Source organism: Flavobacterium sp. CYK-55, assembly GCF_018413465.1.
Lineage (GTDB): Bacteria > Bacteroidota > Bacteroidia > Flavobacteriales > Flavobacteriaceae > Flavobacterium.
Map to the genome: position 1 here is coordinate 31,984 of NZ_JAHCDK010000014.1, position 26,317 is coordinate 58,300.

Sequence of the window (26,317 nt, forward strand, 5' to 3'; positions counted from 1 at the left end):
ATTAATAAATGTGTTAATATCCGTTGTTTTGGGTTAGTTGAAAATTACTCTGAAGTATGGCATTATAAGGAATCGGGAATACTTCATGAACTCCTGGAATAAATGTTTTTCCATCGGCGGCCATCGCACTTACCGCTTGACCGGTTCTGATGATATCAAACCATCGCTCGTGCTCCATGGCCATCTCAAGATGACGCTCTTTGTAAATAGCAGGCAAATCAATCGTATTTAAGTCAGCCAAACCGGCACGGTGGCGTAGGTCATTGATGATTTCAAGCGCTACAGCTGAGTTGCCTATATGATATCCGGCTTCAGCGCGAATAAGTAATAAATCACTGTATTTTAAGATGCGAATATTCTTGGCGGTTTCACTTTTGTTGCCGTTCCAAGATTCAGCCAAACTGCTTTGATAGGCTTTGTAATTATAGCGCGGATTGTTCCAAGTTGGCGATCCTTGATAACCGTCCCAAAGTGTAAACGGAGTTGAAGTCACAAACATAATCGTGGCGTTCTTGCGCAAATCACCGGGCTCATAAGTATTGACCAACTTCATGGTTGGTGTATTAAAACCCCAACCCAAGTCAGGAGTTCCGCGCGGGCTTTGCACATCGGTATAACCTTGAACACCTTTTCCTAAAGTAGATTGAACCTCAAAAAGCGATTCAGAACCGTTTTCACTGACTTCTCTCCAAACATCAGCATAATTGGTCAATAAACTGTAACCCGTTACCTGCAATGACATGTCATATGATTGCTGCCACTTTTCTTGATACAAATATACTTTGGCCAACAATCCTTGGGCGGCTCCTTTTGATGCGCGCCCTTTATCATCAGAGGTATATTGAGCTGCATTGGGCAATAACTCAATGGCGCTGAGTAAATCGGCTTCAATCTGTGCATAGGTTTCTTCTTTGGTTTTGCGGTGATTAACCAATTGATTAACCAATGCTGTATTGTTGAGTTCAATTTTTTGCACAACAACCGGCACCCCGCCAAAACAACGAACCAAATCAAAATACCACAAGGCCCGCAAAAATTTTACTTCGCCTATGAGTCTGTTTTTAAGGTTTTGATTGATTGACAGCTGTTCTAAGTAGTACAATGCTGAATTGGCGCGATAAATTCCTTCATAATGGGCATCCCAAACTTCTTTAAGCGATACCATTGATGAGTCAAAGTTCAAAGCGTCTAATTTGTGTTTATCGGTTCCGGTATCGCCGGGCGTTGAACCTTTATCGGCATCATCTGATGTCATGCTGGTCATGCCAATCCACGAAAACGAATACATTTTCCAATCAAGCATAGCATTATAAACACCATTAACAAGAGCGGTGGCGTTTTGATCGTTGTTTAAAAAATCAATTTCAGATATATTGTCTCTGGGTTCTACATCTAGGTCTTTGTCGCAACTCAACAAAGCAAGAGCCACCCACAACACAGCCAAACCTTTCATTCTAATATGATAAATTTTCATGACTTAAATTTTAAAATTAGCGCCAAACAAAAACGTTTTATTGGTTGGATATGCATCTAATTCAATACCTGCTCTACCCAAAGCATTACCTGAAATTTCAGGTGAATAACCGGTGTATTTTGTAAAAATAAACGGATTAATGGCCGTGCAATACAAACGAACTTTTACCTTGTCTTTTATTAAATTATTAATGCTATATCCCAAAGTAATGTTGTTGATTCTAAAGAAACTACCGTCTTCAACATAATAGCTCAAGGCCGGTGGAACATCATTAAACGGCTTAGGATTATCAGCATTTGGCGTTGATGGTGTCCAGAAACTGTCCAGAATATCATATTCAATATTTTCATTACCGAATCGCTGAGCCTTTTTGCCATTGTATACTTTATTACCCCCCACGCCATATGTATATACAGAGAAATCAAAGTTCTTGTAATTCAGATTGAAATTAAGTCCGTAGGTATATTTCGGAAGATACGTACCGGCAATGACTTTTTCAGAACCGTAATTAAACCAACCATCCGGATTGTAACCGTTTTGTTGATAGACATAAAAACTACCCAATGGCTCGCCCACTACTACTTGCTTAACATCAATACCATTTCCTAGGTTTCCGCCGGTTAGGTTTTTAAAATATTGGCTATTCACTTCTGACAATTCATTTTGGTTCATTGAGAAGTTTCCGCCAACTGAAAAGTTCCAGTTTTTATTGAGCGTTTTTTTATAGTTCAAAGTCAATTCGAAACCTTTGTTGGTCACTACTCCAACGTTTTGAAACACATTGCCCGGAGCTACCACATCTGGCAAATCTACCATCAAAATAACATCCGTGTTTTTGCGATTGTAGTAATCAATGGTGCCTGACAAACTGTTGTTGAGTACTGTAAAATCAACCCCAAAGTCAAACTCTTTCATCTTTTCCCAAGTCAGATTATCATCAACCTCGTAGGCCAAAACCGAACCCGGATAAATATTTTGGTTGCTGCCAAAAGCATAGTTGTTTTGTCCGACTGTAAAATTTCGGGTGTTTAATGCGTATGAACCACGACCATTACCCACCACACCGTAACTCATTTTGAGCTTCAAGAAATTGACAAAAGATAGTTTTTCAAGAAAGTCTTCTTTTGACAAAATCCATCCGGCTGATATTGAAGGGAAATTTTCATAGCGCTGATTGTTTAAAAACGAGCTGATGCCTTCTCTTCTAACAATAGCCGTAAGCAAATACTTTGATTTGTAATCATATTCGGCTCTGGCAAAATATGCTAAACTAACTACCGGAGTTGAAGAGCGGTTGTCAATAACCGTACTGGGTGCTACCGGAGTATTGTTGGTCGAAAAGTTCAAAGACCAATAGTTTTCTTGGGTGGGAACATTGTAGCGCGTGGCTGACAAGGTTTCATAATTTTCAAAAATTGATTTTGACATTCCGAGCACCGCAGTTAGGTTGTGGTTGCCAAAGTCTTTTTTGTAGGTAAAGAAATTGTCAAAATTCCAGTTGTATTCGTTGTACCGATTTTGAGTCAATGAGTTGTAATTGGTTGAAACCACATTGATGAGTTCAGAAAAATAAAAATTTTGATCGGTTATATAAGTGGCTCCGTATCTGGAGTTAAACTTTAAATCATCGGTTATTTTTATTTCAGCTCCAAACGATGCGGTCAGATTGATTCTTCTGGCTTTATTGTTTACCGTTTCGAGCATGGCCACCGGATTGGCAACATTGTTATACCGAACACCTTCAACATCATTATACCCCAATGAGTTGACCAAAGGTTGTGCAAAATTGCCGTTGGCATCATACACTGGCATAATAGGTGCTTGCTTATAGGCCGCCGTAAAGGCCGAAGCTGGCTTAGTCGTGTTGTTTTCATTTGAAAAATTCACAAAACTAGTGAGCTTTACTCTTTTGTTGAACAAGCTGTATTCATTATTTGACAACACATTCAAACGACGATATCTGGTGCCCATCAGGATTCCTTTTTCATCATAATGCGATGCCGACAACGAATAGTTGACTTTATCACTGGCACCAGCCAATGAAAACGAATTACTGTACACTTCGCCTGTTTCGGTTATCTCATCAAGCCAATTGGTATCAACTTTGGGCGACATATTAAAGTACGAACTTGACCCAAGAGCTGAATTGCTGTAATAGGCATAGCGATAAGCATCGGCCATTTTTACTTTTTTCATGATTGATTTTTGACCGTAATAGGTATCAATCGTAACTTTTGGCTCACCTATTTTTCCTTTTTTGGTGGATATAATCACTACCCCATTAGCCCCTTTTTGCCCATAGATAGCCAACGAAGCCGCGTCTTTTAAGATGTCAATACTTTCAATATCATTGGGGCTTAATCCGTTGAGGCCATTGGTTTCAACATTATCAATCACATACAAAGGTGTACTGGCTCCGGTAACGGTTCCTAAGCCGCGGATGATAATGTTGGGCTGAGCACCCGGCTCATCATTGGTTACAATATTAACCCCAGCCGCTTTTCCTTGAATCGCTTGAATCGCGCTTTGTGCAGGTTGCTTTAAGAGTTCGTCTGATTTAATCTGAACCACCGATCCGGTAACTGCACCTTTCTTTTTGGTTCCATATCCTACTACAACTACTTCACTAAGTGCATTGACTTCGGGTCTTAAAAGCACTTGCATAGCATCGGCTGCCTTGAGGGTTTGGGTTTCAAAACCTATATAACTAAAAACAAGTAATTCACCCTCTGATGCGTTAATGGTAAACTTTCCGTCAAAATCAGTCACTGATTCTTTTTTGGTTTGCTTAGATTGTACGCGCACCCCCGAAATACCCATTTTGTTGCTGTCTGAAACAACCCCTGATATGGTTTGTGCTTGAATGTAGGCCGTAGCCCAGAGCAGCCATAACCAATAATATTTTTTCATAGTTAGAAATTAAATTGCGGTTAGGCTAATATAGTAAATTACAACGTTGTAGTGACTATTAAGCTCCTACAACATTACTACATCATTTTTATTCTAAAAACAATTAAAATATTGTTTTTCAATAAATTAAAATGTTAATTAAAAATTAAAAGCACATCCCGAAAACAAGAGTATGATGTAGTGTTGATGAGCAAAGAATAGCTAAATTTTAAGGTCAAAATTTTAGTAACCCCGCAAAAAAAGACATCCATTTATAAATTAATCATAAAGCGCGAAAGGTTTTCATCAACCGATAGATTGAGTTTCTTTCTGAGTCGATAGCGATGAAGCTCAACCCCGCGATATGATATGTTCATCAGCGGAGCAATCTCTTTTGAAGACAGATTCATTTTTAAGTATATACACAATTTGATGTCTTTTGAGGTTAGACTCGGATACAACTGTGTAAGCTTTTGTGCAAAATCTTTATGACTTTGCAACAGATTCTTCTCAAAACTTTGCCATTCATTCTGATTTAAAGCATTAACGCGAATAGCCTTTTTAATTTTGCTTTTGAGCTGATTGATATCGGTTTCTGAATCTAACACATACTCAATTCTGTCAATCATCTCAGATTGTTTGGCTATAGATAATGATTTCCCGGCCAACTCAGAGGCTTTAGATTGCACCTGCATTTCGAGTATGTTTTTTTCGTACTCCTGCATTTTAAGATTGCTCTCGGCTATGAGTTCAAGCTCAAGTATTTGCTGTTGGTGTTTGAGTTCTTCTTCTTTAAGTTTGAGTTTTTCAATATACCTGATTTTATTCCAACGGTAATACAGATAAAAAACAGTCGAAACCATTAAAATATAAACCAAAATCATGAGTATCGAGAAATACCAAGGTCGGTCAACTCTAAACTCAAACTGCTTTAGTTCAACAAACTTTTCACCGTCATTGTAGTACACCTTGAGCAACTGATATCCGCTTCCGAGATTACTCAACGAAATCGCCCCGTTTTTGACAGGCCAGTAATGCTTTGCATCATTAAGGGTATAAAACAAGCCCAACCGATTATAGCCAAAATAAGGCGAAATCACATCAACTTCTAGGGTTTGGTTATGCTTTAACGAAACCTCGCCTGACAAAGCATTGCCGTTGTAAAATGCCTCAATTTGAACTTTCTGACTAGGCCTATGGGCATTGTTGGTTTTAAATGAAATAAAACCGTCGTCCAAATTCATCAGCAAAAGATTATCATACTTAAAAACCTTAGAATCTTGGTTGATGATTTTGCCTTCGTAATACTTTTCTGGAATCAGCTCCCAAATATACCGATCGGCAGCTTGGTGAATCTTATACAACAACTTGTCTTTTAATACAATAAAACTAGCCTGATCAATCGGAATCACCTCATCAATTCCCGAGAAATTTTCATTGAATATCTTGTTCTTTTCAAGTTGGTTGGCAATCGAATTATAGTGATACCAAACATTGTTGATATAAAAAAGAATCTCATTTTTAAAATTGATCATCTTTACCCCGTAATCGTTATCCATACCGTTGGCTTGGGTAATATTTTCAACCTTTTCAGAAGTAAAATCAGGGCTAAAAGTAATTCGGTATAAACTTCGGTAGTTATCAACCGCCCACAACTCGCCAGGCTTATTTTGCGCCAGGTTTTTGATGGGTTTGGTGAGCCCTCTGACAATTTTGTATTGGGCTAAATTCAGCGGAGCATCATAAACAACAATACCCGAGTAATTGGCCTGATAAAACTTATTGTCATAATCACTCTTTAAAAACTTCCAACCGCCACTCACATGGTTCTTCTTGACGAGGGTTCCGTTTTGATACACAAAAGTTCCGTCATTGTGTCCGATAACATAACCTTGATCTGCTTTACTCACCTCCCAAACCTGACCTTGCGAGCTGGGCAAAAGTTCAACTTTTTTGTTTTGGTACTTAAAAGCACCGTGATTTGACCCCAGCAAATACCCCCCTGATATAGGCGCTAAACTATACACCGAGCCCAAAACGCCTGAATTGTCTGAAAAAATACTATACGGAGAATTAATCTCAATATGCGAAATTCCATTGTCCATACCCAACCAAATATCGCGTTCTAAATCAAAGGTTATTGACAGTACCGAATTGTTTTTGAGCGAATTGCTTCGGTTTAGATTAAGATACGAACCATCGCGCATATCAACAATATATACCCCTTTAAAAGCAGTACCAATCACCAAACGGTTGGGGTCGGTAAATTTGGCCGTAATAATCAACTCATGCTTTAAGGTGGCATTTAATGGGTTCTGCCAAGGTACCAAACGCTGGTTCTGCTCTACAAAAACACCATTTTTTTGTGTGAATACAAAAGCCTGGCCACCTTGAACATCAATGCTGTGAATCACAGAGTTTTCAAGACCCGACCAGTTTTTCTTTTTCTCAAATTTACCGTTGTCGTATGTGTATACACCATCGCGTATGGTTGCGGCAAACAAAGTGTCGCGCACCACAAAGCAATAAGACAATTGCATGGGCGCTCTAACCTTTTGGATTTTATTGTTTTGGTAAAAGTAAAGTTCGTTAAATGACTGAAAGACAATTTTATTTTTAAACTCAAAAATCTTCCAAATCTCTTCATTGATTGATAAACCGGTGAATAGTTTTTTGTCTTTGGTTAGCGAACTGTACTGCATTTTTCCGGCTTTGCGCTGCCAATAACCAAACTCGTTGTACGAGCCGGTGTAAACCTTATCGCGGTGTGCAAAAACCGATCGCAAGATTGTTTTATTGGGCAAGACATACTTTTCCCAACGCACCCCATTGTATCGCAATAAATAATGATTGTTGGCAAAATATAAGGCATGGTCATCGGCTTGAGTCATACTCCAGACTTGATTATCGCCATAGTAGTTTGATTTGCTGAAGTTCTCAACAAAGGGCAACAATTCCTGAGCATTGACTAAGCTTGTCAACAAGCCAATCAAACCATAAAAAAATATCTTTTTCACACCGAGCGCTTTTGCATCCCAAATGTAAAAAAGATATTGAATTTTGTTCAATTATAAACAACTATTTGCCTTCAACGTATGCTTGCAAATAAGCAAATCGCTCAGTAAGTCTTCCGTTTTCGGTTACCTTGGCACGCGCCAAAATACCGTCTTGATCACCGTTAAAAAAAGCCGGAATCACGTGTTGCATAAACATTTCACCAAAGCCTTCGCTGGCGTCTTTGGGCAATTCACACGGCAAATTGTCAATAGACATCACTATGATGGCACCCGGGTGCATATACGGAACCTCAGCATGCTCTGAGGGCAAATACCCAAAAAACGGTTCAGCTATAGTTGAAGCCTTTAAAGTACAGGCAATCGGGCCGTCATCTACATCACATGAGATGTCAGCCACAACTTTAATTTTATTGTTGGACGCATTGAGCATTTCACGGCTTAGAATTTCAGGACCATCAGCCCCAAAAAAATGTCCGGCCATAAAAATATCAGCCACTTGAGTAAAACGCTCAAAGTTTGAGGTGTAATCGGTTGGGTTTTTATAAAAATCTTGCTTTTGGGCAGGTGCGCCATCTTTGCGGCGGTAATAATCGGTAACATCAATTTGCGTGTATACCGGTTGTGCAAAGTTTTTGTTCAAGAAATCATCTACCGAAACCTGCTTGGCCTTCATGCCATCGAGTATTTCTTTAGCGCCATTAGCCACTTTACCATGACCGGTTAAAACAATTTTGATGGGCGGAAAAATCAATCGGCGCAAACGCTGTATTAGATCGTCTTTGCTCTGAAGGGTCTCTGCTTTTGGAAGATTAAAAAGTTCAAACTTGACTCCAAACGCGCGCAATCCGTTGTAGGCTCCAACAATTCCGGCATAGCGACCAAAACCAATCAAACGCTTAAATTGAGCGTCTACAATGGTTTCGTGGTCATACAAATCAATATTCTTCTCTAAAATAGACTGCAACAACTTGCGGTTGTGCGCTTGCTTTTTGATGGTATGCGAAAAGAAAAAGTACTTTTTATTCGGAATCAGTGCCTCAATAGGCACTTCTTTAACACCAAAAAGCACATCGCAATCGGTCATATCTTCAGTAACGAGTAACCCGGCTTGTTGGTACTGTTGATCAGTAAAAAAACGAATGTCTGAACTTTCTACTTTAATTTGTGCTTCCGGATGTTCTTGCTGTAGGCGAGCCGCTTCTTCCGGGGTAAAAACAACCCGTCTATCGGGTGGTGTTTTTCTTTCTTTGATGATTCCGAATTTCATTGTGGGCAAAATTTTTCAGCGCCAAATGTAAACCTTTACTACAACGTTTTCAAAAATATTTTACTAAAAATTCAGCAATCAAAATCATTGGGCTGAAGCACAAAAAACATCGTTAATAAAATGTTTATAACCCATTTTTAAAGCCCTTAAATACCCTAGCTTTGTTTGTATATATTTGTCAAAACCACTAATAACCACCCTGTGAAACTCATTTTTCTCTATATAAAACTCTTTTTTGTCGGTGCCGTTTTTATGACTTGTTCACGTCAAGAACGATCTGATTCAAACACGCCGGAGCTCAGCCAGAGCGGTTTGCCAATGATGCGCTCATCAGCTGTGCGCTACGAAAGTTTAGACGAACACTATGTGCAAAGCAAGAAAAACTGTATAGAGCAATACTGCAACAAATTTTGGAGCAACCCCAACAACAACCTGAGTTTTTTGGTAGCCAAAGACGGGCAAATCATCTATGAACGATACCAAGGCATGGGCTACCGCGAAAAAGACATTGCCATTACTTCAGAAACACCCCTGCATTTGGCCTCGGTAAGCAAAGTCTTAACGGCCACTGCCATCATGCTTTTGGTTGATTACGGCAAGCTGGATTTAGACCAAAAAGTCAATACGATTATTGATAACTTTCCGTATCCTGAGATTACCGTGCGTACTTTGCTCAACCACAGAAGCGGATTGCGCAACTATGCTTATTTTACCGAAGACAAAGGTGTTTGGGACCGCAAAAAAACCTTGACCAATCAGGACGTAGCCAATTTACTGGCCGAAAAAAACATACAGTTAGACTTTCCGACCAACAAGCGTTTTGCCTATTGCAACACCAACTATGCTTTACTGGCTTTGATCATTGAAAAAACATCGGGAGTTACCTATGCTCAGGCCATGCAAGAAATGATTTTCAAACCGCTGGGCATGAACCACACTTATGTTTTTGACTATGACAAAGACCGCGAAACCGCTATTCCGTCATACAAAGGCAACAACATTCGTTTGGCTTATGACTACCTTGATGCGGTATACGGCGATAAAAACATTTACTCTACCCCACGCGATTTGCTCAAATTTGACCTAGCGCGCAATGCTCCAACCTTTTTAAGCGAAAAACTGCGCAACCAAATTTTTAAAGGCTATAGCTACGAAACCAAAGGCACCAAAAACTACGGTTTGGGCACCCGTATGATTGAGTGGGAAGGCGGTCAGAAATTCTTTTTTCACAACGGTTGGTGGCACGGAAACACCTCGTCTTACATTAGTTTGCTCAAAGAAAACGTAACCATCATTGCGCTGTCAAACAAGTACAACAAAAATGTATATACCGCCAAGAAAGTCGCTCCCGTTTTTGGCGATTATCCGTTTGATTTTGTGGATGAAGAGTAGACACGGCTTTGCCCAAGAACACGCTGCGCTAGAGACACGGCTGCGCCTACAGACACGCTATACTACAGACCGCTGCGCTTTAAGATTGAAGATGTTTTGTATGTTCTGATTGGGCTAACCGCTATTAAAGAACTTGAAGGGAATTCAAAAATTACATTAATGAGTATTAATGACCTAGTAGCCTATCTTATTGGTTGGAGCACATTGTTTCTGAAATGCAACGAACTCGAACAACTTGCTCAAAATTTTTACAAACAGTACAAAAAAGGACAATTTTAAGACACTCCGAAAAACTTGACCAAACGGCAACGGATATATTGGCACTCATAGAGCGTAAAAACAAACATGAAGCTATATGAATCTGCCCGGTATGAGACAACAGGACATTAGACAAAATGATTCAAATAAATACATCTTCTCCTTACAAAAACGCGAAAGAAAAAATCTGAAAATGGATGAAACCAAAATCACTTGATTAAACCAAATATCTTTCGGTTAACGCACCCCAACACGACAAATGTTTTGGGCAAGCCCCTATTCAGACCTTTGTGTTTTTTTAATTAGTTCTCCATAAAGTTACTTAATATTATGGCACCCTGTGGTTAGGTAAAAAACAATACTTCTTGCAGAAGCTACTCATTTAACCAACTCCTTTGTTCCGGCAAACCTATCTCTACACATTGTATTGAATAGACTTCACTGATTAACACAATATCGTTCAAGAATCAAGCTGTTTATGAAAAAAACTCCCGTTGTCTATAGTCCTATCAACCTTCTAAAACACTGACAACAAAAACGATCGAACAAAAAACAAAAAAGAGGAGATATAATAATTAAATTTTAATTTGGATTTATTCTAAATAATAACATATATTTGCATTGTTTAGAATTAGTCTAATTTAATATAAATTACATGAAGAACTCCTTACTTATGATTTTGTTGCTAAGCCTTACAGTGCAAGCACAAAATACCCAAGACCAAAAAGCCATTAAATCTATGTGTGGTTGCTATGAAATCAAATTCAATTTTACAGAAACATTTAGCTACCCTCAAGACACTACTCATTACAAACCATCTGCGGTAAAACATGAAACCGCTTTAGAATGGGCAGAACTTATTGAAGACGAACCTTACCGAAAATCAATTCAGCACTTACTCATTGTGGGCAAAGGAATGATTGTAAAACACTGGCGCGAAGATTGGCTGTTTGAGAACACAGCCTTTTATGAGTACAACGGATTCAATGATTGGAAATTCAAGACCAGAACAAAACAAAACGTAAAAGGACAATGGACACAAAAAGTATATGAAGTAGACGACAAACCCCGATATGAAGGAACCGCAACATGGGTGCATACTGACGGAAGAACTTTTTGGCAAAATACTACCAATGCTCCGCTTCCGAGAAGAGAATATACTCAAAGAAGTGATTACAACATCACCAAAAGATTTAATGGATTAGAAATGGTTCAAAAGGGTTGGATACACAACCAAGACAACGACAAAATCATCCGAGACAAAAAAGGAAACGATGTGCTTTTGGCTCAAGAAAAAGGATACAACACTTATACAAAAGTAGACGATTTGAAATGTGAAGCAGCGCAAAAGTGGTGGAAAGAAAACCAAGATTTTTGGAAAAAAGTCCGCACCAAATGGAATGCTGAATTTGCCAAAAACAAAGACCTTAAACTACTAGCAGAACTAGACGGAAAGCCTTTGCACATACATCTTCAAAAACTAGCATCAAACGCAAGCCAAGAACAAATCAACCAAGTCATTGATCGCTTTATTGTTGCAGAATAATGAAATTCAAAAAAAATACGGTAGCCCTATTTTTAATGTATTCAAATTCATGCGCTATGGCTCAAGTAGCAACTGATTCTTTAAAAAATCATCAACTGCAAGAGGTTTTTATAACCGGAACCCGAACCGAAAGAAGCGCAGCAACCTTGCCTTTACCCACCCAAATTATCAGTGGTGAAAGCATTCAGAAATCAGGTGTGAGCCGTTTGAATGAAATCATCCAAGAACAAACCGGTCTAATTACCGTTGCTGATTTTGGCGGTGGCGAAGGTATTCAGATGCAAGGCTTAGACGCTGCTTATGTTATGATTTTGATAGATGGTCAACCTCTTTTAGGCAGAAGTGCCGGAACACTTGATTTGAGTAGAATCAGTGTCAACCACATTGATCGAATTGAAATTGTAAAGGGGGCTTCGTCTTGTTTGTACGGCTCAGAAGCTTTGGCTGGCGTTATTAATATTATTACCAAAAAAATCAAAACTACAGACACATTGAAAGGTAACTTCAGCTACAAAAAAGCAACATTTAATACGCACGATGCTTCGGCGACTTTTGAATATGGCCACCAGAAAGTAGGTATGGAATTGTTTGGTAATTACTTTAATACCCACGGCTATAACCTTTCTAAAAACGATTATCTACAAACGGTTCAACCTTACCATAACTTTACCATTCAACCCAAAATAAAAATCAATTTTTCGAGCCAAATCAACTTATCTGTCAACGCAAGATTTTATCATCAAAACCAAGACAACAAATCAGAAATCGGAACTGCTTTTTATCGCGGACAAAGCCAAATCAATGAATGGAACCATTCCCTGATACTCAACCAAACTATTGATTCAAACTTCAAACTGGTGTATGACTTATACGCCACACGGTATCAGGCCCATGAATATTTAAACGATAGCAACGATGTGCTTTTTGACAAAAGTCAATTTGATCAACGATATTATCGACCCGAAATTCGTTCACATTACAAAATAGGCAAAAACATTTTAAGTGCAGGAATGGGGCTCAACTATGAAACCTTAAACAGAACCTATTTTGAAAACAAAGCCACCCTCAACTCTGAATATATTTATGGCCAATTAGAGTGGTACATCAAAAAAAAACTCAATGTTTTATTAGGATTTAGATATGACCACCATCATCAGTATGAATCGCAATTGAGCCCTAAAATTGGGCTAAACTATCAGTGGAATGATCACTTTTCGTCAAAAATATCGGTAGGTTACGGCTATAAAGCCCCCGACTTAAGACAGTTATATTTTGATTTTACTAACTCATCGGTAGGATATACCGTTTTGGGTTATAATGTGGCCAAACAAAAACTTGATTTATTACAAAGTCAGGGGCAAATATTGTTTACCCAAGGGGCAGATTTTTCAAAGGCGCTAAAGCCTGAAAGCTCTGTTAATTTTAACTGGGGCGGTCATTATCAAAAAAGCAATTGGTCAGTCGACTATAATTTTTTCTACAATCGAATCAAAAATTTAATCGACACCAGAGCTGTTGCCCAAAAAACAAATGGTCAAAATGTATTCTCCTATTTTAACATGAACCAAATTTTCACGTATGGGCTGGAGCTCAATAGCCTATACAAAGCAAACGCTAACTGGTCTGTTGCGGTTGGTTATCAATATTTAATTGCCCAAGATCAAGGGGTAATCAACAAAATCGAGAGAGGCGAAGTATTTGCCCGAGACCCAATTACTTTGAACTCTTTTAAATTAAAACCCAGCGATTACTTTGGCTTGTACAACCGTTCAAAACACACGGCCAACATCAAAGTAAATTATCTTATATCAGCGATAAAAACCTCTGTTAACGCTCGAGTTTTTTACAGGAGTAAGTACGGAATCTACGACAGCAACAGCAATGGCATTTTAGACCAATACGATGATTTTGTGAAGGGCTACTTTGTAACCAATCTAACACTAAGCAAAGATTTTAAACACCAAATATCGGCGCAAGCGGGTCTGATTAACCTGTTTGATTATACCGACCCAAACAACATTCCTAATTTGCCGGGGAGACAATTTTTTGCCAAAATTCAATATGAATTCTAACCATTAAATACAATCAATAAATTTATCATTATGCGTACATCAAACATTTTAAAATCGGCTATAGCAATTATAGCGATTGGCTTGTTATCAGCTTGTTCAAACGACAACAACGATACCACAACCAAAGCAACTTTAGAAACAAAAACATTTTCAAACCTTTATGCCCCACAAACCGGTGGTCAAGGGCAACCCGTTGGAGGAGCCTTTACAAAATTTAGTTTTTCACAAAACACCACCGTCACAGATGACACATGGGATATTGCCTTTAGAGGAACTACCCTTTTGGTCAACGGAGGTTCTGAAATTGGCATCACAGATGAGCCAACCCGCACTGGCAGCGGATCAATAAGCATTGTTTCAAACACTTTAAGCGCAGTAACCACCCTACCGAGCGAATCAAGCTTTAATCAAGACGGAGCCGGCTCATATGCCATCCCTACCGGAAGCGGCAATGGTTGGTACAATTACAACAGTACCAACAACTTAATCACACCCATAGCGGGAAAAATATTTGTGATCAAAACACATGATGGCAAATACGCTAAAATGGAAATCATCAGTTATTACAAAGATGCTCCAGCCAACCCTGACACTACATCATTATCTAGATACTACACCTTTAAATATGTTTATCAGCCCAACGGGAATGGCTTTTAATTAAACCCAACGGCCGCGCAAAAAATTAATCATTGGGGATGTTTGAAACAGGCTCATCTGATCAACGGATGGGTCTGTTTTTTTTGATTCGAACTTTGTCAGTAACTTCAGCCAATAAACTACACAATCTATACACTAACTTGTACTAAACTTTACCCTAAAGAGCAGATTTTTCACAGAAATATTAAAGTCATCGGTATAATTTTATAGATGATGAATAGACCCGGCTGTGACCCGGGATAAGCTGCGCTAGAGACACGGCTAGACCTATGGACACCCTATGCTACAGACCGCTGGGCAATAGAACAATAGGAATTTATTTGGGTAATGCGTTCTGATATAGGTCTTTTTCAACGAAACTTCTTAGACTTTTTCATCCTTGTAAACTGATTGTGAATTTTCAGTTGCTCAAATATTTGCTCTAAACCTGTTCAACTTGCTCAACTTTCTAAACTTTTTTGGAGTCTCAATCACACAAAAGGCTCTGAGCGTTAAGGCACTCTTAAGGCACCTTTGTAGCACTCAAAGGGCAAAAAACAACGTTTTTACTGGGCTCAGAGCTGCCTTACTGCCTTAAGACTGCCTTGAAACTGCCTTAAAACCCCTACTCAATCATCTTTTTGGGGTTAATTCTTGCGGAAATATGAACAGCATAGTCAAGATTGAGCCAACCCATGAAGCCGAGCGCCCAAAGTGGTTACGGTTGTAGTTGGTGAATAATACAAATGTGGGGGTTGTATTAATTTAGAAATGCGGCTGTTGATAGCAAGCTATTACAACTCTATTCTTTGATGATTTTGATGGTTTTTTCGGAGCCGCTACTTTTTATTTTAAGAAAATAAAAACCTCTTGACAACTGTTCCATATCTATGACCGTTTGGGGCTGGTTTAGATTTTGGCTGAAAATTACTTTTCCGAGTACATCGGTTAGCGGCCGTTAAGAGTCAAAGCTTTTGATATAGATGCGCAGATAATTTTAAGTTTAGGAGCATTCAAATCATGGTCTACAATGGATGCACTAACATTTGAACTAACTTTGCCGATGACTGTTTGTTGGCAATAAACAACATTTTCAAATACAAATACTGCCGATATGCCTTTGTTGGACATTTCTCGTAGGGCTGCATTCCATTTTTTACGTCCTGGTTTTGTGAGATGGATGTTTAATTTTGCCATTTTGGGAAGGCCCGGTATTTTTTCTTCGGTGAGTTTTACGCTTTTGATGTCACTGATACTGATGATGGGAACGCGTTCAACCGTATAATTTTCATGTGAATCCAGATCTTCAAAGGTAATTGTGGTGGGGCTGTTTGGCGTTATAAAATACCAACCCGTTTCAAGTTGGTTTTGTGACCATTTAAATGAAGTGCAAACAACCCAAACGGCCATGATTAAAATTGATTTTGTATACATACATTTAGATTTTGTGGTTGTGTTTTGTACCCTTAACAGTCTGCGCAACATTGCACATGACAGAAGAGCGAACTTCGCTAAGATAGAGTTTTGTTTGCAAAAACAGTCTAAAAGCCAACAAATTGAAGCCCTCAGCATGACCCTGGTTGGCGATGGTTCTCATTACTGATTGAGCTGTCTTTGAAATTCTTCTAAATATTGGGCTAAGTGAAATCCGTCTACCAAGCCATGGTGCGCTTCAATAGACACCGGTAAATATTTTTTCTGGTCGCGAATATTAAACTTTCCGAAGGTGATTTTAGGGACTGATTCGGTTGGGTCAAAGTTTGTTGGGTGCAACAAGCCGGTAAATGACGTCCATGGAATGGTTGAATGTCGTATTAAATCTTTTTTGACATCATCATCATTTAACCTCAGCCCCGTTGAATTGTGAACGCTTTTAATTTCGTCTTGCAATTGCTCATTAAACTTGAAAAAATCTTCTGTGAAGTTTACAAAGATAAAACCAAATGTTCCATCTTTTCTGGCTATGGTAGCGCCCGCATTAACCACCGGAAACTCAACAATATTCTGATGCACAATTCTATACCGCAATTCTGTTACCGAATTAACAGCCATCATAGATTTATGAAGGTAATAGGCAAAAAAAGAATATGCATTTTCTTTTGCTTTGCTGTATGCTTTTGTACAATCAACTTCAGTGACAATCCCAAAATATGGATTGGCCATTTTTGAGAAGAAATCATAATGCTCCTTTCTGTTCCAATTTTCAGTATGGATTAATTTCATTTGAGTTTTTGTTGTTACGATTCGTGAACTCGGTATCCAAAACACAAATCTACCCACATTTAAGAAGTGTAGAAACATTAATATAAAATTTCTGATGGAAGGTTGACAGTTATACCTCTATTTAAAAGCAGTGTATAGCAACCCGGTAAACCACTTGATAACAACACTGCATTGGTGGAGCGCAGCTGCTCAGGCACTCAGAGTCTCAGCTACTAAAAAATTAAAACCACATTAACAACCAAAACTTAATTTATGCATTATATTTGCGCCTCAATTGTAATAATTTCGTAATTCGTAATTCGTAATTCGTAATTCGTAATTCGTAATTCGTAATTCGTAATTCGCAATTCGCAATTCGTAATTCGCAATTCGTAATTCGTAATTCGTAATTAAAAAAACTGGGGTCGACTGGTTTTGACAGCAAGGTCAATTGAACAGTAAGCACGTCGAGCACGGAGGCAAATCTCGTAAATCTATGTCTCAAAACTTTACACGGCGAAGGAAACTACGCTCTTGCTGCTTAATCTGAATTATAGTAAGATGAGCCTCGTCCTACCAGGTAGGAAAGCAGGATTTACCTCGAAAGCCCTGGTTCTTGGCGGTCGGTTCAGGTAAATCGTAAATTTGAACCTAAGCATCATGTAGCTTCGACGTGGTGACGAAAACTCAAGAAGATAAGCGTTGGGTGGTTGTTCCTGTCCTAGCCCAACGTCGAAAACCTAAACAGGGAATAAACGTGTAGAAAGCTCTTTGGTTGCTTGTTTGGACGGGAGTTCGACTCTCCCCGACTCCACACCAAGCGCAATGGGATTGCGGATGTAAAAAGAAAAAATCCATCAAGTTCACTTGAATGGATTTTTTCGTTTACAGACGCTCGGCTTTGCCAAAAGCCGGCCCATTGCATTTGCAGGAACGGAGTTCAGGAGACGAGCGCAGCTACTCTCCTGTTCACTTGAATGGATTTTTTCGTTTATAGACGCCAGCCTTAGCAAAACCCACCCATTGCATTTGCAGGAACGGAGTTCAGGAGACGAGCGCAGCTACGCTCCCCAACTCCACATCATTCACCATTTATAGCAGCAGCGTTCAGGAGCTGAGCGAAGCTACTCTCCTGCCTACTTCAATAGATTTTATTATATTCACCCGCCTTCACAAAACCCTCCCAATGGCATTTACAGCAGCAGCTTTCAAAAGCTAAACGCAACTACGCTCCCAACGCTCTACGGTTGTTTTGCATTAATCAATTCAAGCGCTTTATCCAAAGCTTCCTCAGCATCCACCACAACATCCGGAACTACACCAACGCGATCTAAACGCACACCATCATGGGTGTAAAAATCACCAATGGGCAACAAGAGCATGTATTTACCTGAAACTACAAAAGGAGATGCAGCCAACATACCGCCATAGGTTTTAGCCCCAACGATGGTGGCTTTTTTGCGGCTTTTGAGCGCATACACAATCGGCTCGCAGGTGCTTGCGGTGTGTCCATTGGTTAAGACGTATAAATTTCCTGTAAATACAGGATGAGTTGGTTTTTTAAAGATGAGTTTCACGCCCGGCGTAGTCTTTAATTCATTGCCAAATTCCTCGGTGTTTTTGGGTTGCAGCTCGGGTAATTGGTTGAACAGTTCGCGTTGAAAACCCGAATACTTGAGTTTGTTGGTCGGAAAATAACCCACTTCTAAATCATCGGTAACAATGTATTGAGCAAAAGCAAAAGCTGCGCTGATACCGCCGCCGCCATTGTTGCGCAAATCAATGATCAGGTTTTTGTAGGCCGGATTGGCTACGATGGTGGGCAAAATTTGGTTGAGTTCATCGGTGGTATTGCTGAAGTTCTTGATTTGCAGATAGGCCGTGGTGCTGTTCTTCTTTTCAAAAATAACGTTTTTAGAGGGATTGTTCTGCTCTGGCTCTTGATGTTCAGAAGGCTTTTCTTCGGGCAGATTTTGCTGAATAGCCAGCGTTAAATGACTAAACGGGAGCTTTTGAGCCAGCATATTAAAACCAATAAACATTTCGATATCGTCATGTGCCTCTTGACAAAGCTGTTCCATATCTTTTTCGAATTTTTTCCATGCTTGGGTTTGCAGTGCGTCTTTTGAATAAATATTGTCTTGTATCACTTTGAGCATTTGCGGATAAAGCCAGCGGTAATCAATTTTATCTTCGGCTGACGATAGACCGCTTAAAGTTCCGATAGAGATTCCGTCGGTATTGATGAATTCACCGCTCAACATTTCTTGGCGAACGATTCCTTTGAACTTTAATTTGCCCACCATCGGAATTTTGGCATCTCCAAACAAACTGTCCTTTTTCGCGCTTCCTTTGATGGTAAAAATGATTCCTTTTTTGGGTGATTTGCCCATGATTCTACCCAATCTTGCCTTGCCGCCCATCATGCGCAGATCGGCATTTTTGGGTGAAGTAATTTTGAATTGTCCGTTGGCCATCTTTATATCTAAAAAAGTAGAGATGATCATGCCGTTGCCAAAATCAATTTCGCTTTTATAATGGGTTTGTGCCCATGAATGATTACAAATAAAAAGCAGTAAAAAAGCGAGTACAGCAGGCAGGGTTTTTAGAAAACGCAACATAAGTTTAAGGAATTAAATTGAACCCCAAAGTAAGAACGAAATCCTTTATCAATGCAGGAAATGTGATGAAACGATAGTTTTTTTGACCAACGTTTAGGCAAATTTGACGGGTGTTTTTACTCTAGGGCTAAAAACCCAAATCTTTGATGCGCTTGTAGTAGGTTTTTGACAGTGGGATTTCTTTATCGACTGCCTTAAAAATGATTTTGGCACCTTGTGAATTGCCCGCAATTTCTTGAACGCTGCTCAGATTGACCAAATAAGAACGATGGCATTGTGCTAAAAAAGGCAATTGCTGCCATACATTAGAGAGCGTTTGCCGGAAGGTTTTAGAAGTAATTTTTTGGTGCGCATCAACATAACAAACTTCAATATAATTCTCGACCGCTTTAACAAATAGTAGATCGTCTTTTTGAAGGTGGAGCATTTCATTCTTGTTCTCGCCCACAAGCGTATATGAATTCACCGGTGGCGGCGTGATTCGCTCACCAAGTCTTTGTCTAAGATATACCATGAGTGGTACAAAAACGGGCATCATTCCGGCAGTAGTAATAAACAGAAAACGTCTGTAGCTACCGAACGAAACACTCAAACCTACATTAACAACATAGATATTGTATAAATACGATAGTGAGCCCACCCAAAAGCAAAAGTGCAGTACTGAAATTATTTCATCTTGAACCCGCCAAAATCTTTTTTTTCTGAGGTATTGAATTTGTTCAAACTGACTGTAGATGATAAATATGAAGCCTGCCAGAAAACCGTAACCCGACAGCAAAAGGGTTTTGTATTCGGCTTGAAATTGACTCGTATCAAAAGGCTCGAGCACAATGACAATAAAGTTTAAATACATGCTCAAAATAAAACCTACCCCAACTTTTCGCTTTGTCGAGGATAAAAAATGTATTTGTCTTTTGAAAGAATTCAAGGGTTGTAGAGATAAAATTGTGTTGTAGCAATATTCTGATTTTTTATTTGAATTTAAAAATAATATCGTGGGCTTGATTTCAGGTTATATTTTTGATGCAGGCTCAATTTTTTTTCAGACCTTAGTGTACCATTAAAAAAAAACTCATGAGAATCTTCTTGCCTTTTGTTTTTGCGCTGTTGTTTTTGGGATGGTTGGTTTACCGACTGATTGTTCGCAAAGATTTAAAAGCCAACAAAAATGACCTGTATACCGGCATTTTTTTTATTGTTATTTGGGTGGTTTTATACAGTTGGCTTTGGGCTTCATAAGATGATATGACACTTACCGAATTATTTGAAGACAAAACTTTAAACGCCAAAGGTAAAACTGAAAAACTCAGTGCCTTGCTTTTAGACGAAACCATCTCAACCCAAGCGGTCATTGCTTTTGCGCAAAACACCAAAGATGCTGACCGGGGCACTTGTATGGAGGCTTTTGAATATGCTACCAGGCTCAATTCGAGTTTGGCCACGCGCGCTTGTTTGGATTTTGCTACCGAGCATTTAGGCCACAAAGCGCCACGCGTTCAATGGGAATCGGCCAAAGTGATTGGCAACATTGCTCCTTATTTTCAGGATGATTTAGAACCGGCCATCAGCGGTTTGCTTATCAATACCGAACATTCCGGAACAGTGGTGCGTTGGGCTGCGGCTTTTGCTCTGGGCGAAATTGTCAAACTCAAATTGCCCATCAACAAAGATTTGGTTCCGACCCTTGAAAACATCATCGAACGCGAAGAGAAAAATTCTATCAAAAAAATATATCAAGCCGCTTTAAAAAAAATCAAATAATTATGGAAGACTTTAACCGCAAAAACCACTGGGATAACATTTACCAAACCAAAAGCCTGCAAGAAGTAAGTTGGTATCAGCCCGTGCCTGAAACTTCGCTGCAAATCATGGCTGATTTAAACATTTCAATTGATGCTTCGATTATTGATATAGGCGGCGGCGATAGCTTTTTGGTGGATGAATTGCTCCAAAAAGGGTATACAGATGTAAGCGTTTTAGATATTTCAGAAGCTGCTTTGAAACGGGCACAAACAAGACTCGGTGACCAAGCAACCAAAGTTGAGTGGATTTGTGCCGATGCATCGGAATTTATCCCTACCAAAACTTATGACTACTGGCACGATCGAGCGGCTTTTCATTTTTTGACTCAAGCTCATGAAATTGAACAATACCTAAAAACAGCACATCAAGCGCTTAACCTTGGTGGCTATTTGACCGTGGGCACTTTTTCTGAAAACGGCCCGTTGAAGTGCAGTGGCATTCCGATACAGCAATATTCTGAAATGCAACTGAGTGCAACGTTTGGAAAATACTTTAAAAAAATCAATTGCTTTACTGTAGATCACCCAACGCCTTTTGACACAATACAGAATTTTATTTTTGGTATTTTTCAGAAAACCAAATAAAACATACACCATGAAAGAGCATAACTCAGAATTTGTTTCCGAATCTGAAATCAAAAAAGAATTTCAAATAGAGCGTATGATTTTGTTTAGCGATGCGGTTTTTGCCATCGTTATTACGCTCATGGCTATTGAAATCAGAATTCCTGAAATCAAAGAAGAACTCAATCAAGAAGTGCTTTTGCACGAACTCAAGAATTTGTTCCCGGTACTGCTGTCGTATATGGTGAGCTTCTTTTTTATCGGCAGTATTTGGTATCAGCACCTCAAAACCTTTAGTTTGATCAAAGACTACAACCAAGGCTTGGTGGTGCGCAATTTGATTTTGTTGTTTTTTGTGGGGTTGTTTCCGTTTAGCGCGTCGGTCATTACGCGCAGTCACAATGCTTCACTAGCCTATTTTATTTATATGGGCACCATTATCTTGTGTATTATAGCGCAATATCTTTTGCAGCATTACATCATCAATACGCCCGCGATTCGCATCGGTAATATTGAGCCAGAACATTTGAATGAACTCAAGCGCAAACGCATACTTGTGATTGGTTTTTTGGTTGCGTTTGTGGCAAGTACTTTGACTTATTTAGCTAGTGATGACCCTGAGGTTCGCTCAATGGTTCCGCTGTGGGTGGTTCCGGTAGCTATTGTATATCGGTTGATGAACCGCAAATTAAAAAAAGGATGAAACCAACTACCGTTCAAGCCTATATCAGCACTTTTGCACCGGCCATACAAAGCCGATTGTTGACTTTGCGCACATTGGTTTTAAAAATAGCTCCTGAGGCCACCGAAAGCATATCTTATGGAATGCCTGCTTATAAAACTTTGGGCAAACCACTCATTTACTTTGCCGGATATGAGCGTCACATTGGCTTATATGCCACCCCTTCAGGGCATGAACAATTTAAAGAAGCTTTGTCTGTATACAAACAAGGAAAAGGTTCGGTGCAGTTCCCGAATAATGAACCGCTACCGCTTGGGTTGATTGAAAAAATCATTTTGTTTCGAGTGGATGAAAACCAGACAAAATATAACAGCAGAAAATAGTTTTTAAAATATGATTTACATCAGGTTTTGAGCTAAAACTACCCGCTAATTTTGGTGTGTAATTTAAAAACTCTTCAACCAATGAAAAGAATATTTCTAGCTGTGATGGCTTTGGGTCTGTTCAGCATCAGTTCAGTAAATGCACAAGAAACACAAAAATCAGCCGACTTTAAAAAATGGCAAGTTCGTTTGCGCGGAGTATGGGTTGCCCCAGATGAAAGCGCTAAAATTGATATTATTGGTGGTGACGCTAGTGTATCAACTACTTTTATTCCAGAACTTGACTTTACCTATTTCTTTACCAAAAATGTATCGGCCGAACTTATTTTAGGAACCACCAAGCACGAAGTGCATACCGTAGGTTCAGATATCTCTGCTGTGGGTGGCCCAACGAGTTATGACGTTGATTTAGGAAGCGTATATTTATTGCCGCCAACCTTGACCGCACAATATCACTTCATCATAGCCGACGTGTTCAGACCCTATGTAGGCGCCGGTGTTAACTATACTATTTTTTATAATGCCGACGAAGGAAAAGTGGTTAAAGGAATCAAATACGACAACGCTTTTGGTTATGCTTTTCAGGGTGGTTTTGACTTAATGGTAAATGACAAATATTTCATCAACATAGATTGTAAGAAACTCATTCTCAATACCAAAGTTAAAGTTGACGCTTCTAATTTAGCTGCCGGTTTAGAAATTCCAGCAGATGTAGATTTGAATCCATGGCTGGTTGGTTTTGGTGTTGGAATGAAATTTTAATGTTTTTTTAGTGGTTAGTATTGAAGAAGCCGTTGTGTATGCAGCGGCTTTTTTTTGTCCTCAACTGATTTGTACTCATCAGTTGATTTTTTTTATGTAATTATTTGCGCAACTAAAAAGTTGCATATATATTTGCAACCAATTAGTTTCTTATTTAAATTTTATGAGACGAGATATTTTTCAAGCCATTGCCGACCCTACCCGACGCGCCATCATCACCTTGATTGCCACACAAGCCATGACACCTAATGCTTTAGCAGAGCATTTCAACACCACAAGGCAAGCGGTTTCAAAGCATTTGCGCATCTTGACTGAATGCGAACTCATATCGGCCAACAACCAAGGCAGAGAAATTTACTATCAACTACACATTGACAAAATGAAAGAAATTGATGTTTGGCTGGAACAATTCCGCAAAGTTTGGGAAACTCGTTTTGACGCCTTAGACCAAGTATTGATCAACTTAAAAAACAAACAAATATGAGTGCACCCAAAAAAGTGATTGTAGCACGTGTTTTTGATGCTGACCCAAAGATGGTTTGGCAAGCTATTACCCAGAAAGAACTCATGAAGCAATGGTATTTTGACTTAGCTGAGTTTAAGCCAGAACTAGGTTTTAGCTTTGAATTTATGGGCGGCCCTGAAGACGGCGTGCAATACAAACATCTGTGTGAAATTACTGAAGTGATACCAGAACAGAAACTCACCTACAGTTGGCGATACGATGGCTACGACGGAATTACCTATGTAACTTTTGAACTGTTTGACCTCAACGGAAAAACGCAATTAACCTTAACGCACGTCGGGTTTGAAACCTTCCCGCTGATTCCTGATTTTGCCATACATAACTTCGAAGCCGGATGGAATCACATCATCAACACTTCGCTTAAAGATTTTTTAGAAAAAAACTAATTTAAAACAAACTATATGAACAGCCTTTTAAAATTTGATTTTACCGTTGATAAAGAAAAAAAAGCCGTACACGTACAGCGCGAATTTGCCGCTCCGCGCGATTTAGTATGGGCGGCTTGGACTACGCCCGAAATCCTCGATCAATGGTGGGCACCTAAGCCTTATAAAACCGTAACCAAAACTATGGATTTCAGGGTTGGCGGACATTGGTTTTATGCGATGATCAGCCCTGAAAATGTCGCGCATTGGTGTCGTGCCGATTACCAATCGATAGACACGCTGGAGAGTTTTTCAGGTTTGGATGCCTTTTGTGATGAGCAAGGCAACATCAACAACGATTTTCCGCGCTCGTTATGGAACAATCGCTTTACTGATTCAGGCGAAAAAACCTTGGTCAACATCACCGTTCAATATGAAAAACTCGAAGATTTAGAACAAATCATCGCAATGGGTTTTAAAGAAGGATTCACCATGGCTATGGAAAATCTAGATCAGTACATAGAATCTCAATTCAAATTGCGTCATGAAAATAAAACGACCAACAAAGCTAGAGTTTGTACTTATCTAAATTTTGACGGAAAAACCGAAGAAGCGTTTTTGTTTTATCAATCGGTGTTTAAAACCAAATTCATAGGCAAAGGCATTCAAAGATTTGGCGAACTCCCGGCCGATGCCAACCATCCACCTGTAGCCGATGATGTCAAAAATATGGTATTACACGTTGAATTGCCCATTACCGGAAACCATGTTTTGATGGGCACTGACGCACCCAAAGAAATGGGCTTTAATCTGGCGCGCGGCAACAACATGCATATTTGCATTGAGCCAGAATCACGCGATAAAGCCAAACGTCTTTATGAAGCATTATCAGCAAACGGACAAGTGAATATGCCATTGCAAGACATTTTTTGGGGCGCTTATTATGCCGAGTTTACCGATCAATTTGGCATCAATTGGATGATTAATTTTCAAAATGCTAACTTTATCAATAAACATAACGACTAAATTTCACTAAAAAAACAAATCATGAAAAAAGACAAAATCATTTATTGGATTGCAACCGGTATGATTGCCTTATTTGAAGGACTTTTACCTGCGCTAACTTCACAAACCGAAATGGCCAAAGAAGGCATCAGGCATTTGGGTTATCCGGAATACTTTGGGAATGCTTTGGTTATTTTTAAAGTGCTCGGCGTATTGGCGCTGGTGATTCCGCAAATTCCCAACCGAGTCAAAGAATGGGCTTATGCCGGTTTTGCGTTTGACTTTATCTTTGCCGCCATCAGTCACGGTGCAGTAGATGGCATCAACGGACAAACGTTTTTTCCGTTTGTTGTTTTGGCCGTTTTGATGGTTTCATATGTGTATCATCACAAATTACAACAAGCTAAAACTAATCTATGAATTCAAAAATAACAGTCAGCGCAAACATCAACGCCCACTCAGAAAAAGTTTGGAACTATTACACCCAACCCGAACATATTGTTCATTGGAATTTTGCCGACGTTTCATGGCATTGCCCATCAGCCGAGAATGATATGCGCGTTGGCGGAACCTACAAAGCGCGTATGGAAGCCAAAGACGGAAGTTTTGGTTTTGACTTTGAAGCCGTGTATACGCAAATAACTTTAGGGCATGAATTTACTTATGAATTTGGAGGACGAACCGCGCATATGCAACTGGAAAATCAAGGTGCTCAAACCAAGATTACGGTGGCTTTTGACCCAGAAAATGAGCATCCGCTTGAAATGCAAGAATTTGGATGGCAAGCCATTTTGAATCATTTCAAAGCTTATGTTGAAGCCAACTAAAAGAACCCAACGAACAATAGTAAGCCG

General features: G+C 39.4%; 24 protein-coding genes, 1 other RNA gene and 1 pseudogene. 17 read left to right on the top strand and 9 right to left on the bottom strand.

All coding sequences use genetic code 11. From position 1 onward, the window contains the following. Window positions 1–13: 13 nt before the first annotated feature. From KIH23_RS12705 to KIH23_RS12720, 4 genes are all read right to left on the bottom strand, one after another. The gene (locus KIH23_RS12705; RefSeq protein WP_213213877.1) at window positions 14–1,474 is read right to left on the bottom strand and encodes a RagB/SusD family nutrient uptake outer membrane protein; all 1,461 of its coding nucleotides are present in this window, start codon (window positions 1,472–1,474) and stop codon (window positions 14–16) included. Between the two features lie 3 nt (window positions 1,475–1,477). Next, a complete protein-coding gene (locus KIH23_RS12710; RefSeq protein WP_213213878.1) occupies window positions 1,478–4,384 on the bottom strand; it encodes a SusC/RagA family TonB-linked outer membrane protein in 2,907 nt (968 codons plus the stop codon). 251 nt (window positions 4,385–4,635) lie between these two features. Then, the gene (locus KIH23_RS12715) at window positions 4,636–7,380 is read right to left on the bottom strand and encodes a histidine kinase (RefSeq protein WP_213213879.1); all 2,745 of its coding nucleotides are present in this window, start codon (window positions 7,378–7,380) and stop codon (window positions 4,636–4,638) included. 61 nt (window positions 7,381–7,441) lie between these two features. Continuing rightward, complete coding sequence (locus KIH23_RS12720) at window positions 7,442–8,647, bottom strand: NAD(P)-dependent oxidoreductase (RefSeq protein WP_213213880.1); 1,206 nt, start codon at window positions 8,645–8,647, stop codon at window positions 7,442–7,444. Between the two features lie 201 nt (window positions 8,648–8,848). Between KIH23_RS12720 and KIH23_RS12725 the strand changes: the two genes are divergently transcribed. The 5 genes from KIH23_RS12725 to KIH23_RS12740 all read left to right on the top strand — a co-directional run bounded on the left by KIH23_RS12725 (window position 8,849) and on the right by KIH23_RS12740 (window position 14,572). After that, window positions 8,849–10,039 carry a serine hydrolase domain-containing protein gene (locus KIH23_RS12725; protein ID WP_317197042.1) on the top strand — a complete coding sequence of 397 codons (1,191 nt, stop codon included), beginning with the start codon at window positions 8,849–8,851 and terminating at the stop codon, window positions 10,037–10,039. 159 nt (window positions 10,040–10,198) lie between these two features. Then, window positions 10,199–10,318 carry a ClbS/DfsB family four-helix bundle protein gene (locus KIH23_RS13780; protein WP_249684926.1) on the top strand — a complete coding sequence of 40 codons (120 nt, stop codon included), beginning with the start codon at window positions 10,199–10,201 and terminating at the stop codon, window positions 10,316–10,318. A 634-nt stretch (window positions 10,319–10,952) separates the two neighbouring features. Continuing rightward, window positions 10,953–11,843, top strand: coding sequence for a DUF6607 family protein (locus KIH23_RS12730; protein ID WP_213213881.1), 891 nt, complete (start codon window positions 10,953–10,955; stop codon window positions 11,841–11,843). A 56-nt stretch (window positions 11,844–11,899) separates the two neighbouring features. Then, window positions 11,900–13,915, top strand: coding sequence for a TonB-dependent receptor plug domain-containing protein (locus tag KIH23_RS12735; RefSeq protein WP_249684928.1), 2,016 nt, complete (start codon window positions 11,900–11,902; stop codon window positions 13,913–13,915). A 30-nt stretch (window positions 13,916–13,945) separates the two neighbouring features. Continuing rightward, window positions 13,946–14,572, top strand: coding sequence for an HmuY family protein (locus KIH23_RS12740; RefSeq protein ID WP_213213882.1), 627 nt, complete (start codon window positions 13,946–13,948; stop codon window positions 14,570–14,572). Between the two features lie 781 nt (window positions 14,573–15,353). Here the strand turns inward: KIH23_RS12740 and KIH23_RS13905 are convergent. The 3 genes and pseudogenes from KIH23_RS13905 to KIH23_RS12755 all read right to left on the bottom strand — a co-directional run. Continuing rightward, window positions 15,354–15,488: pseudogene (locus KIH23_RS13905) on the bottom strand (T9SS type A sorting domain-containing protein); the annotation flags it as partial. An 11-nt stretch (window positions 15,489–15,499) separates the two neighbouring features. Then, window positions 15,500–15,985, bottom strand: a complete 486-nt coding sequence (locus tag KIH23_RS12750) for a hypothetical protein (protein WP_213213883.1) — start codon at window positions 15,983–15,985, stop codon at window positions 15,500–15,502. A gap of 162 nt (window positions 15,986–16,147) precedes the next feature. Next, a complete protein-coding gene (locus tag KIH23_RS12755; protein ID WP_213213884.1) occupies window positions 16,148–16,774 on the bottom strand; it encodes a chloramphenicol acetyltransferase in 627 nt (208 codons plus the stop codon). A gap of 400 nt (window positions 16,775–17,174) precedes the next feature. On the opposite strand from KIH23_RS12755, the gene ssrA reads away from it, so the two are divergent. Continuing rightward, window positions 17,175–17,570, top strand: a transfer-messenger RNA (tmRNA) gene (gene ssrA / locus KIH23_RS12760). A 424-nt stretch (window positions 17,571–17,994) separates the two neighbouring features. On the opposite strand, the gene KIH23_RS12765 is transcribed toward ssrA, so the two are convergent. Together KIH23_RS12765 and KIH23_RS12770 are read right to left on the bottom strand one after the other, a co-directional pair. Further along, window positions 17,995–19,374: a S41 family peptidase gene (locus KIH23_RS12765; protein WP_213213885.1), complete on the bottom strand. Its 1,380-nt coding sequence runs from the start codon at window positions 19,372–19,374 to the stop codon at window positions 17,995–17,997. Between the two features lie 127 nt (window positions 19,375–19,501). Next, entirely contained in the window at window positions 19,502–20,227 is a 726-nt protein-coding gene (locus tag KIH23_RS12770; protein WP_213213886.1) for a LytTR family DNA-binding domain-containing protein, read from the bottom strand. Window positions 20,228–20,448: 221 nt separating this feature from the next. On the opposite strand from KIH23_RS12770, the gene KIH23_RS12775 reads away from it, so the two are divergent. The 11 genes from KIH23_RS12775 (at window position 20,449) to KIH23_RS12825 (ending at window position 26,290) form a co-directional block, all read left to right on the top strand. Continuing rightward, the gene (locus tag KIH23_RS12775) at window positions 20,449–20,613 is read left to right on the top strand and encodes a hypothetical protein (protein WP_213213887.1); all 165 of its coding nucleotides are present in this window, start codon (window positions 20,449–20,451) and stop codon (window positions 20,611–20,613) included. Between the two features lie 6 nt (window positions 20,614–20,619). After that, window positions 20,620–21,135, top strand: a complete 516-nt coding sequence (locus KIH23_RS12780; RefSeq protein WP_213213888.1) for a HEAT repeat domain-containing protein — start codon at window positions 20,620–20,622, stop codon at window positions 21,133–21,135. Between the two features lie 2 nt (window positions 21,136–21,137). Continuing rightward, window positions 21,138–21,761, top strand: a complete 624-nt coding sequence (locus KIH23_RS12785; RefSeq protein WP_213213889.1) for a class I SAM-dependent methyltransferase — start codon at window positions 21,138–21,140, stop codon at window positions 21,759–21,761. A 10-nt stretch (window positions 21,762–21,771) separates the two neighbouring features. Then, window positions 21,772–22,443, top strand: coding sequence for a TMEM175 family protein (locus tag KIH23_RS12790; RefSeq protein WP_213213890.1), 672 nt, complete (start codon window positions 21,772–21,774; stop codon window positions 22,441–22,443). Beyond that, window positions 22,440–22,805: an iron chaperone gene (locus KIH23_RS12795; protein ID WP_213213891.1), complete on the top strand. Its 366-nt coding sequence runs from the start codon at window positions 22,440–22,442 to the stop codon at window positions 22,803–22,805. Before KIH23_RS12790 ends, KIH23_RS12795 begins: the two co-directional genes overlap by 4 nt. 81 nt (window positions 22,806–22,886) lie before the next feature. Beyond that, entirely contained in the window at window positions 22,887–23,567 is a 681-nt protein-coding gene (locus KIH23_RS12800; RefSeq protein ID WP_213213892.1) for an OmpW/AlkL family protein, read from the top strand. 163 nt (window positions 23,568–23,730) lie between these two features. Then, on the top strand, window positions 23,731–24,051 hold the full coding sequence (locus KIH23_RS12805; RefSeq protein ID WP_213213893.1) for an ArsR/SmtB family transcription factor: 321 nt from the start codon (window positions 23,731–23,733) through the stop codon (window positions 24,049–24,051). Beyond that, window positions 24,048–24,479 (top strand): SRPBCC domain-containing protein, encoded by a 432-nt coding sequence (locus KIH23_RS12810; RefSeq protein ID WP_213213894.1) that lies wholly within the window; start codon window positions 24,048–24,050, stop codon window positions 24,477–24,479. The genes KIH23_RS12805 and KIH23_RS12810 overlap by 4 nt, the downstream gene beginning before the upstream one ends. A 15-nt stretch (window positions 24,480–24,494) precedes the next feature. Beyond that, entirely contained in the window at window positions 24,495–25,484 is a 990-nt protein-coding gene (locus KIH23_RS12815; RefSeq protein ID WP_213213895.1) for an SRPBCC domain-containing protein, read from the top strand. A gap of 21 nt (window positions 25,485–25,505) precedes the next feature. Then, complete coding sequence (locus KIH23_RS12820; RefSeq protein ID WP_213213896.1) at window positions 25,506–25,883, top strand: DoxX family protein; 378 nt, start codon at window positions 25,506–25,508, stop codon at window positions 25,881–25,883. Further along, entirely contained in the window at window positions 25,880–26,290 is a 411-nt protein-coding gene (locus tag KIH23_RS12825) for an SRPBCC domain-containing protein (RefSeq protein WP_213213897.1), read from the top strand. The genes KIH23_RS12820 and KIH23_RS12825 overlap by 4 nt, the downstream gene beginning before the upstream one ends. Window positions 26,291–26,317 lie beyond the last annotated feature (27 nt).

Coding starts and splice junctions, on each gene's coding strand:
- KIH23_RS12780 (WP_213213888.1), top strand. CDS start 20,620: ATGACACTTACCGAATTATTTGAAGACAAAACTTTAAACGCCAAAGGT.
- KIH23_RS13780 (WP_249684926.1), top strand. CDS start 10,199: ATGAGTATTAATGACCTAGTAGCCTATCTTATTGGTTGGAGCACATTG.
- KIH23_RS12775 (WP_213213887.1), top strand. CDS start 20,449: ATGAGAATCTTCTTGCCTTTTGTTTTTGCGCTGTTGTTTTTGGGATGG.
- KIH23_RS12785 (WP_213213889.1), top strand. CDS start 21,138: ATGGAAGACTTTAACCGCAAAAACCACTGGGATAACATTTACCAAACC.
- KIH23_RS12825 (WP_213213897.1), top strand. CDS start 25,880: ATGAATTCAAAAATAACAGTCAGCGCAAACATCAACGCCCACTCAGAA.
- KIH23_RS12750 (WP_213213883.1), bottom strand. CDS start 15,985: ATGTATACAAAATCAATTTTAATCATGGCCGTTTGGGTTGTTTGCACT.
- KIH23_RS12740 (WP_213213882.1), top strand. CDS start 13,946: ATGCGTACATCAAACATTTTAAAATCGGCTATAGCAATTATAGCGATT.
- KIH23_RS12820 (WP_213213896.1), top strand. CDS start 25,506: ATGAAAAAAGACAAAATCATTTATTGGATTGCAACCGGTATGATTGCC.
- KIH23_RS12810 (WP_213213894.1), top strand. CDS start 24,048: ATGAGTGCACCCAAAAAAGTGATTGTAGCACGTGTTTTTGATGCTGAC.
- KIH23_RS12800 (WP_213213892.1), top strand. CDS start 22,887: ATGAAAAGAATATTTCTAGCTGTGATGGCTTTGGGTCTGTTCAGCATC.
- KIH23_RS12790 (WP_213213890.1), top strand. CDS start 21,772: ATGAAAGAGCATAACTCAGAATTTGTTTCCGAATCTGAAATCAAAAAA.
- KIH23_RS12755 (WP_213213884.1), bottom strand. CDS start 16,774: ATGAAATTAATCCATACTGAAAATTGGAACAGAAAGGAGCATTATGAT.
- KIH23_RS12805 (WP_213213893.1), top strand. CDS start 23,731: ATGAGACGAGATATTTTTCAAGCCATTGCCGACCCTACCCGACGCGCC.
- KIH23_RS12770 (WP_213213886.1), bottom strand. CDS start 20,227: ATGTATTTAAACTTTATTGTCATTGTGCTCGAGCCTTTTGATACGAGT.
- KIH23_RS12730 (WP_213213881.1), top strand. CDS start 10,953: ATGAAGAACTCCTTACTTATGATTTTGTTGCTAAGCCTTACAGTGCAA.
- KIH23_RS12815 (WP_213213895.1), top strand. CDS start 24,495: ATGAACAGCCTTTTAAAATTTGATTTTACCGTTGATAAAGAAAAAAAA.
- KIH23_RS12735 (WP_249684928.1), top strand. CDS start 11,900: ATGGCTCAAGTAGCAACTGATTCTTTAAAAAATCATCAACTGCAAGAG.
- KIH23_RS12710 (WP_213213878.1), bottom strand. CDS start 4,384: ATGAAAAAATATTATTGGTTATGGCTGCTCTGGGCTACGGCCTACATT.
- KIH23_RS12720 (WP_213213880.1), bottom strand. CDS start 8,647: ATGAAATTCGGAATCATCAAAGAAAGAAAAACACCACCCGATAGACGG.
- KIH23_RS12795 (WP_213213891.1), top strand. CDS start 22,440: ATGAAACCAACTACCGTTCAAGCCTATATCAGCACTTTTGCACCGGCC.
- KIH23_RS12765 (WP_213213885.1), bottom strand. CDS start 19,374: ATGTTGCGTTTTCTAAAAACCCTGCCTGCTGTACTCGCTTTTTTACTG.
- KIH23_RS12705 (WP_213213877.1), bottom strand. CDS start 1,474: ATGAAAATTTATCATATTAGAATGAAAGGTTTGGCTGTGTTGTGGGTG.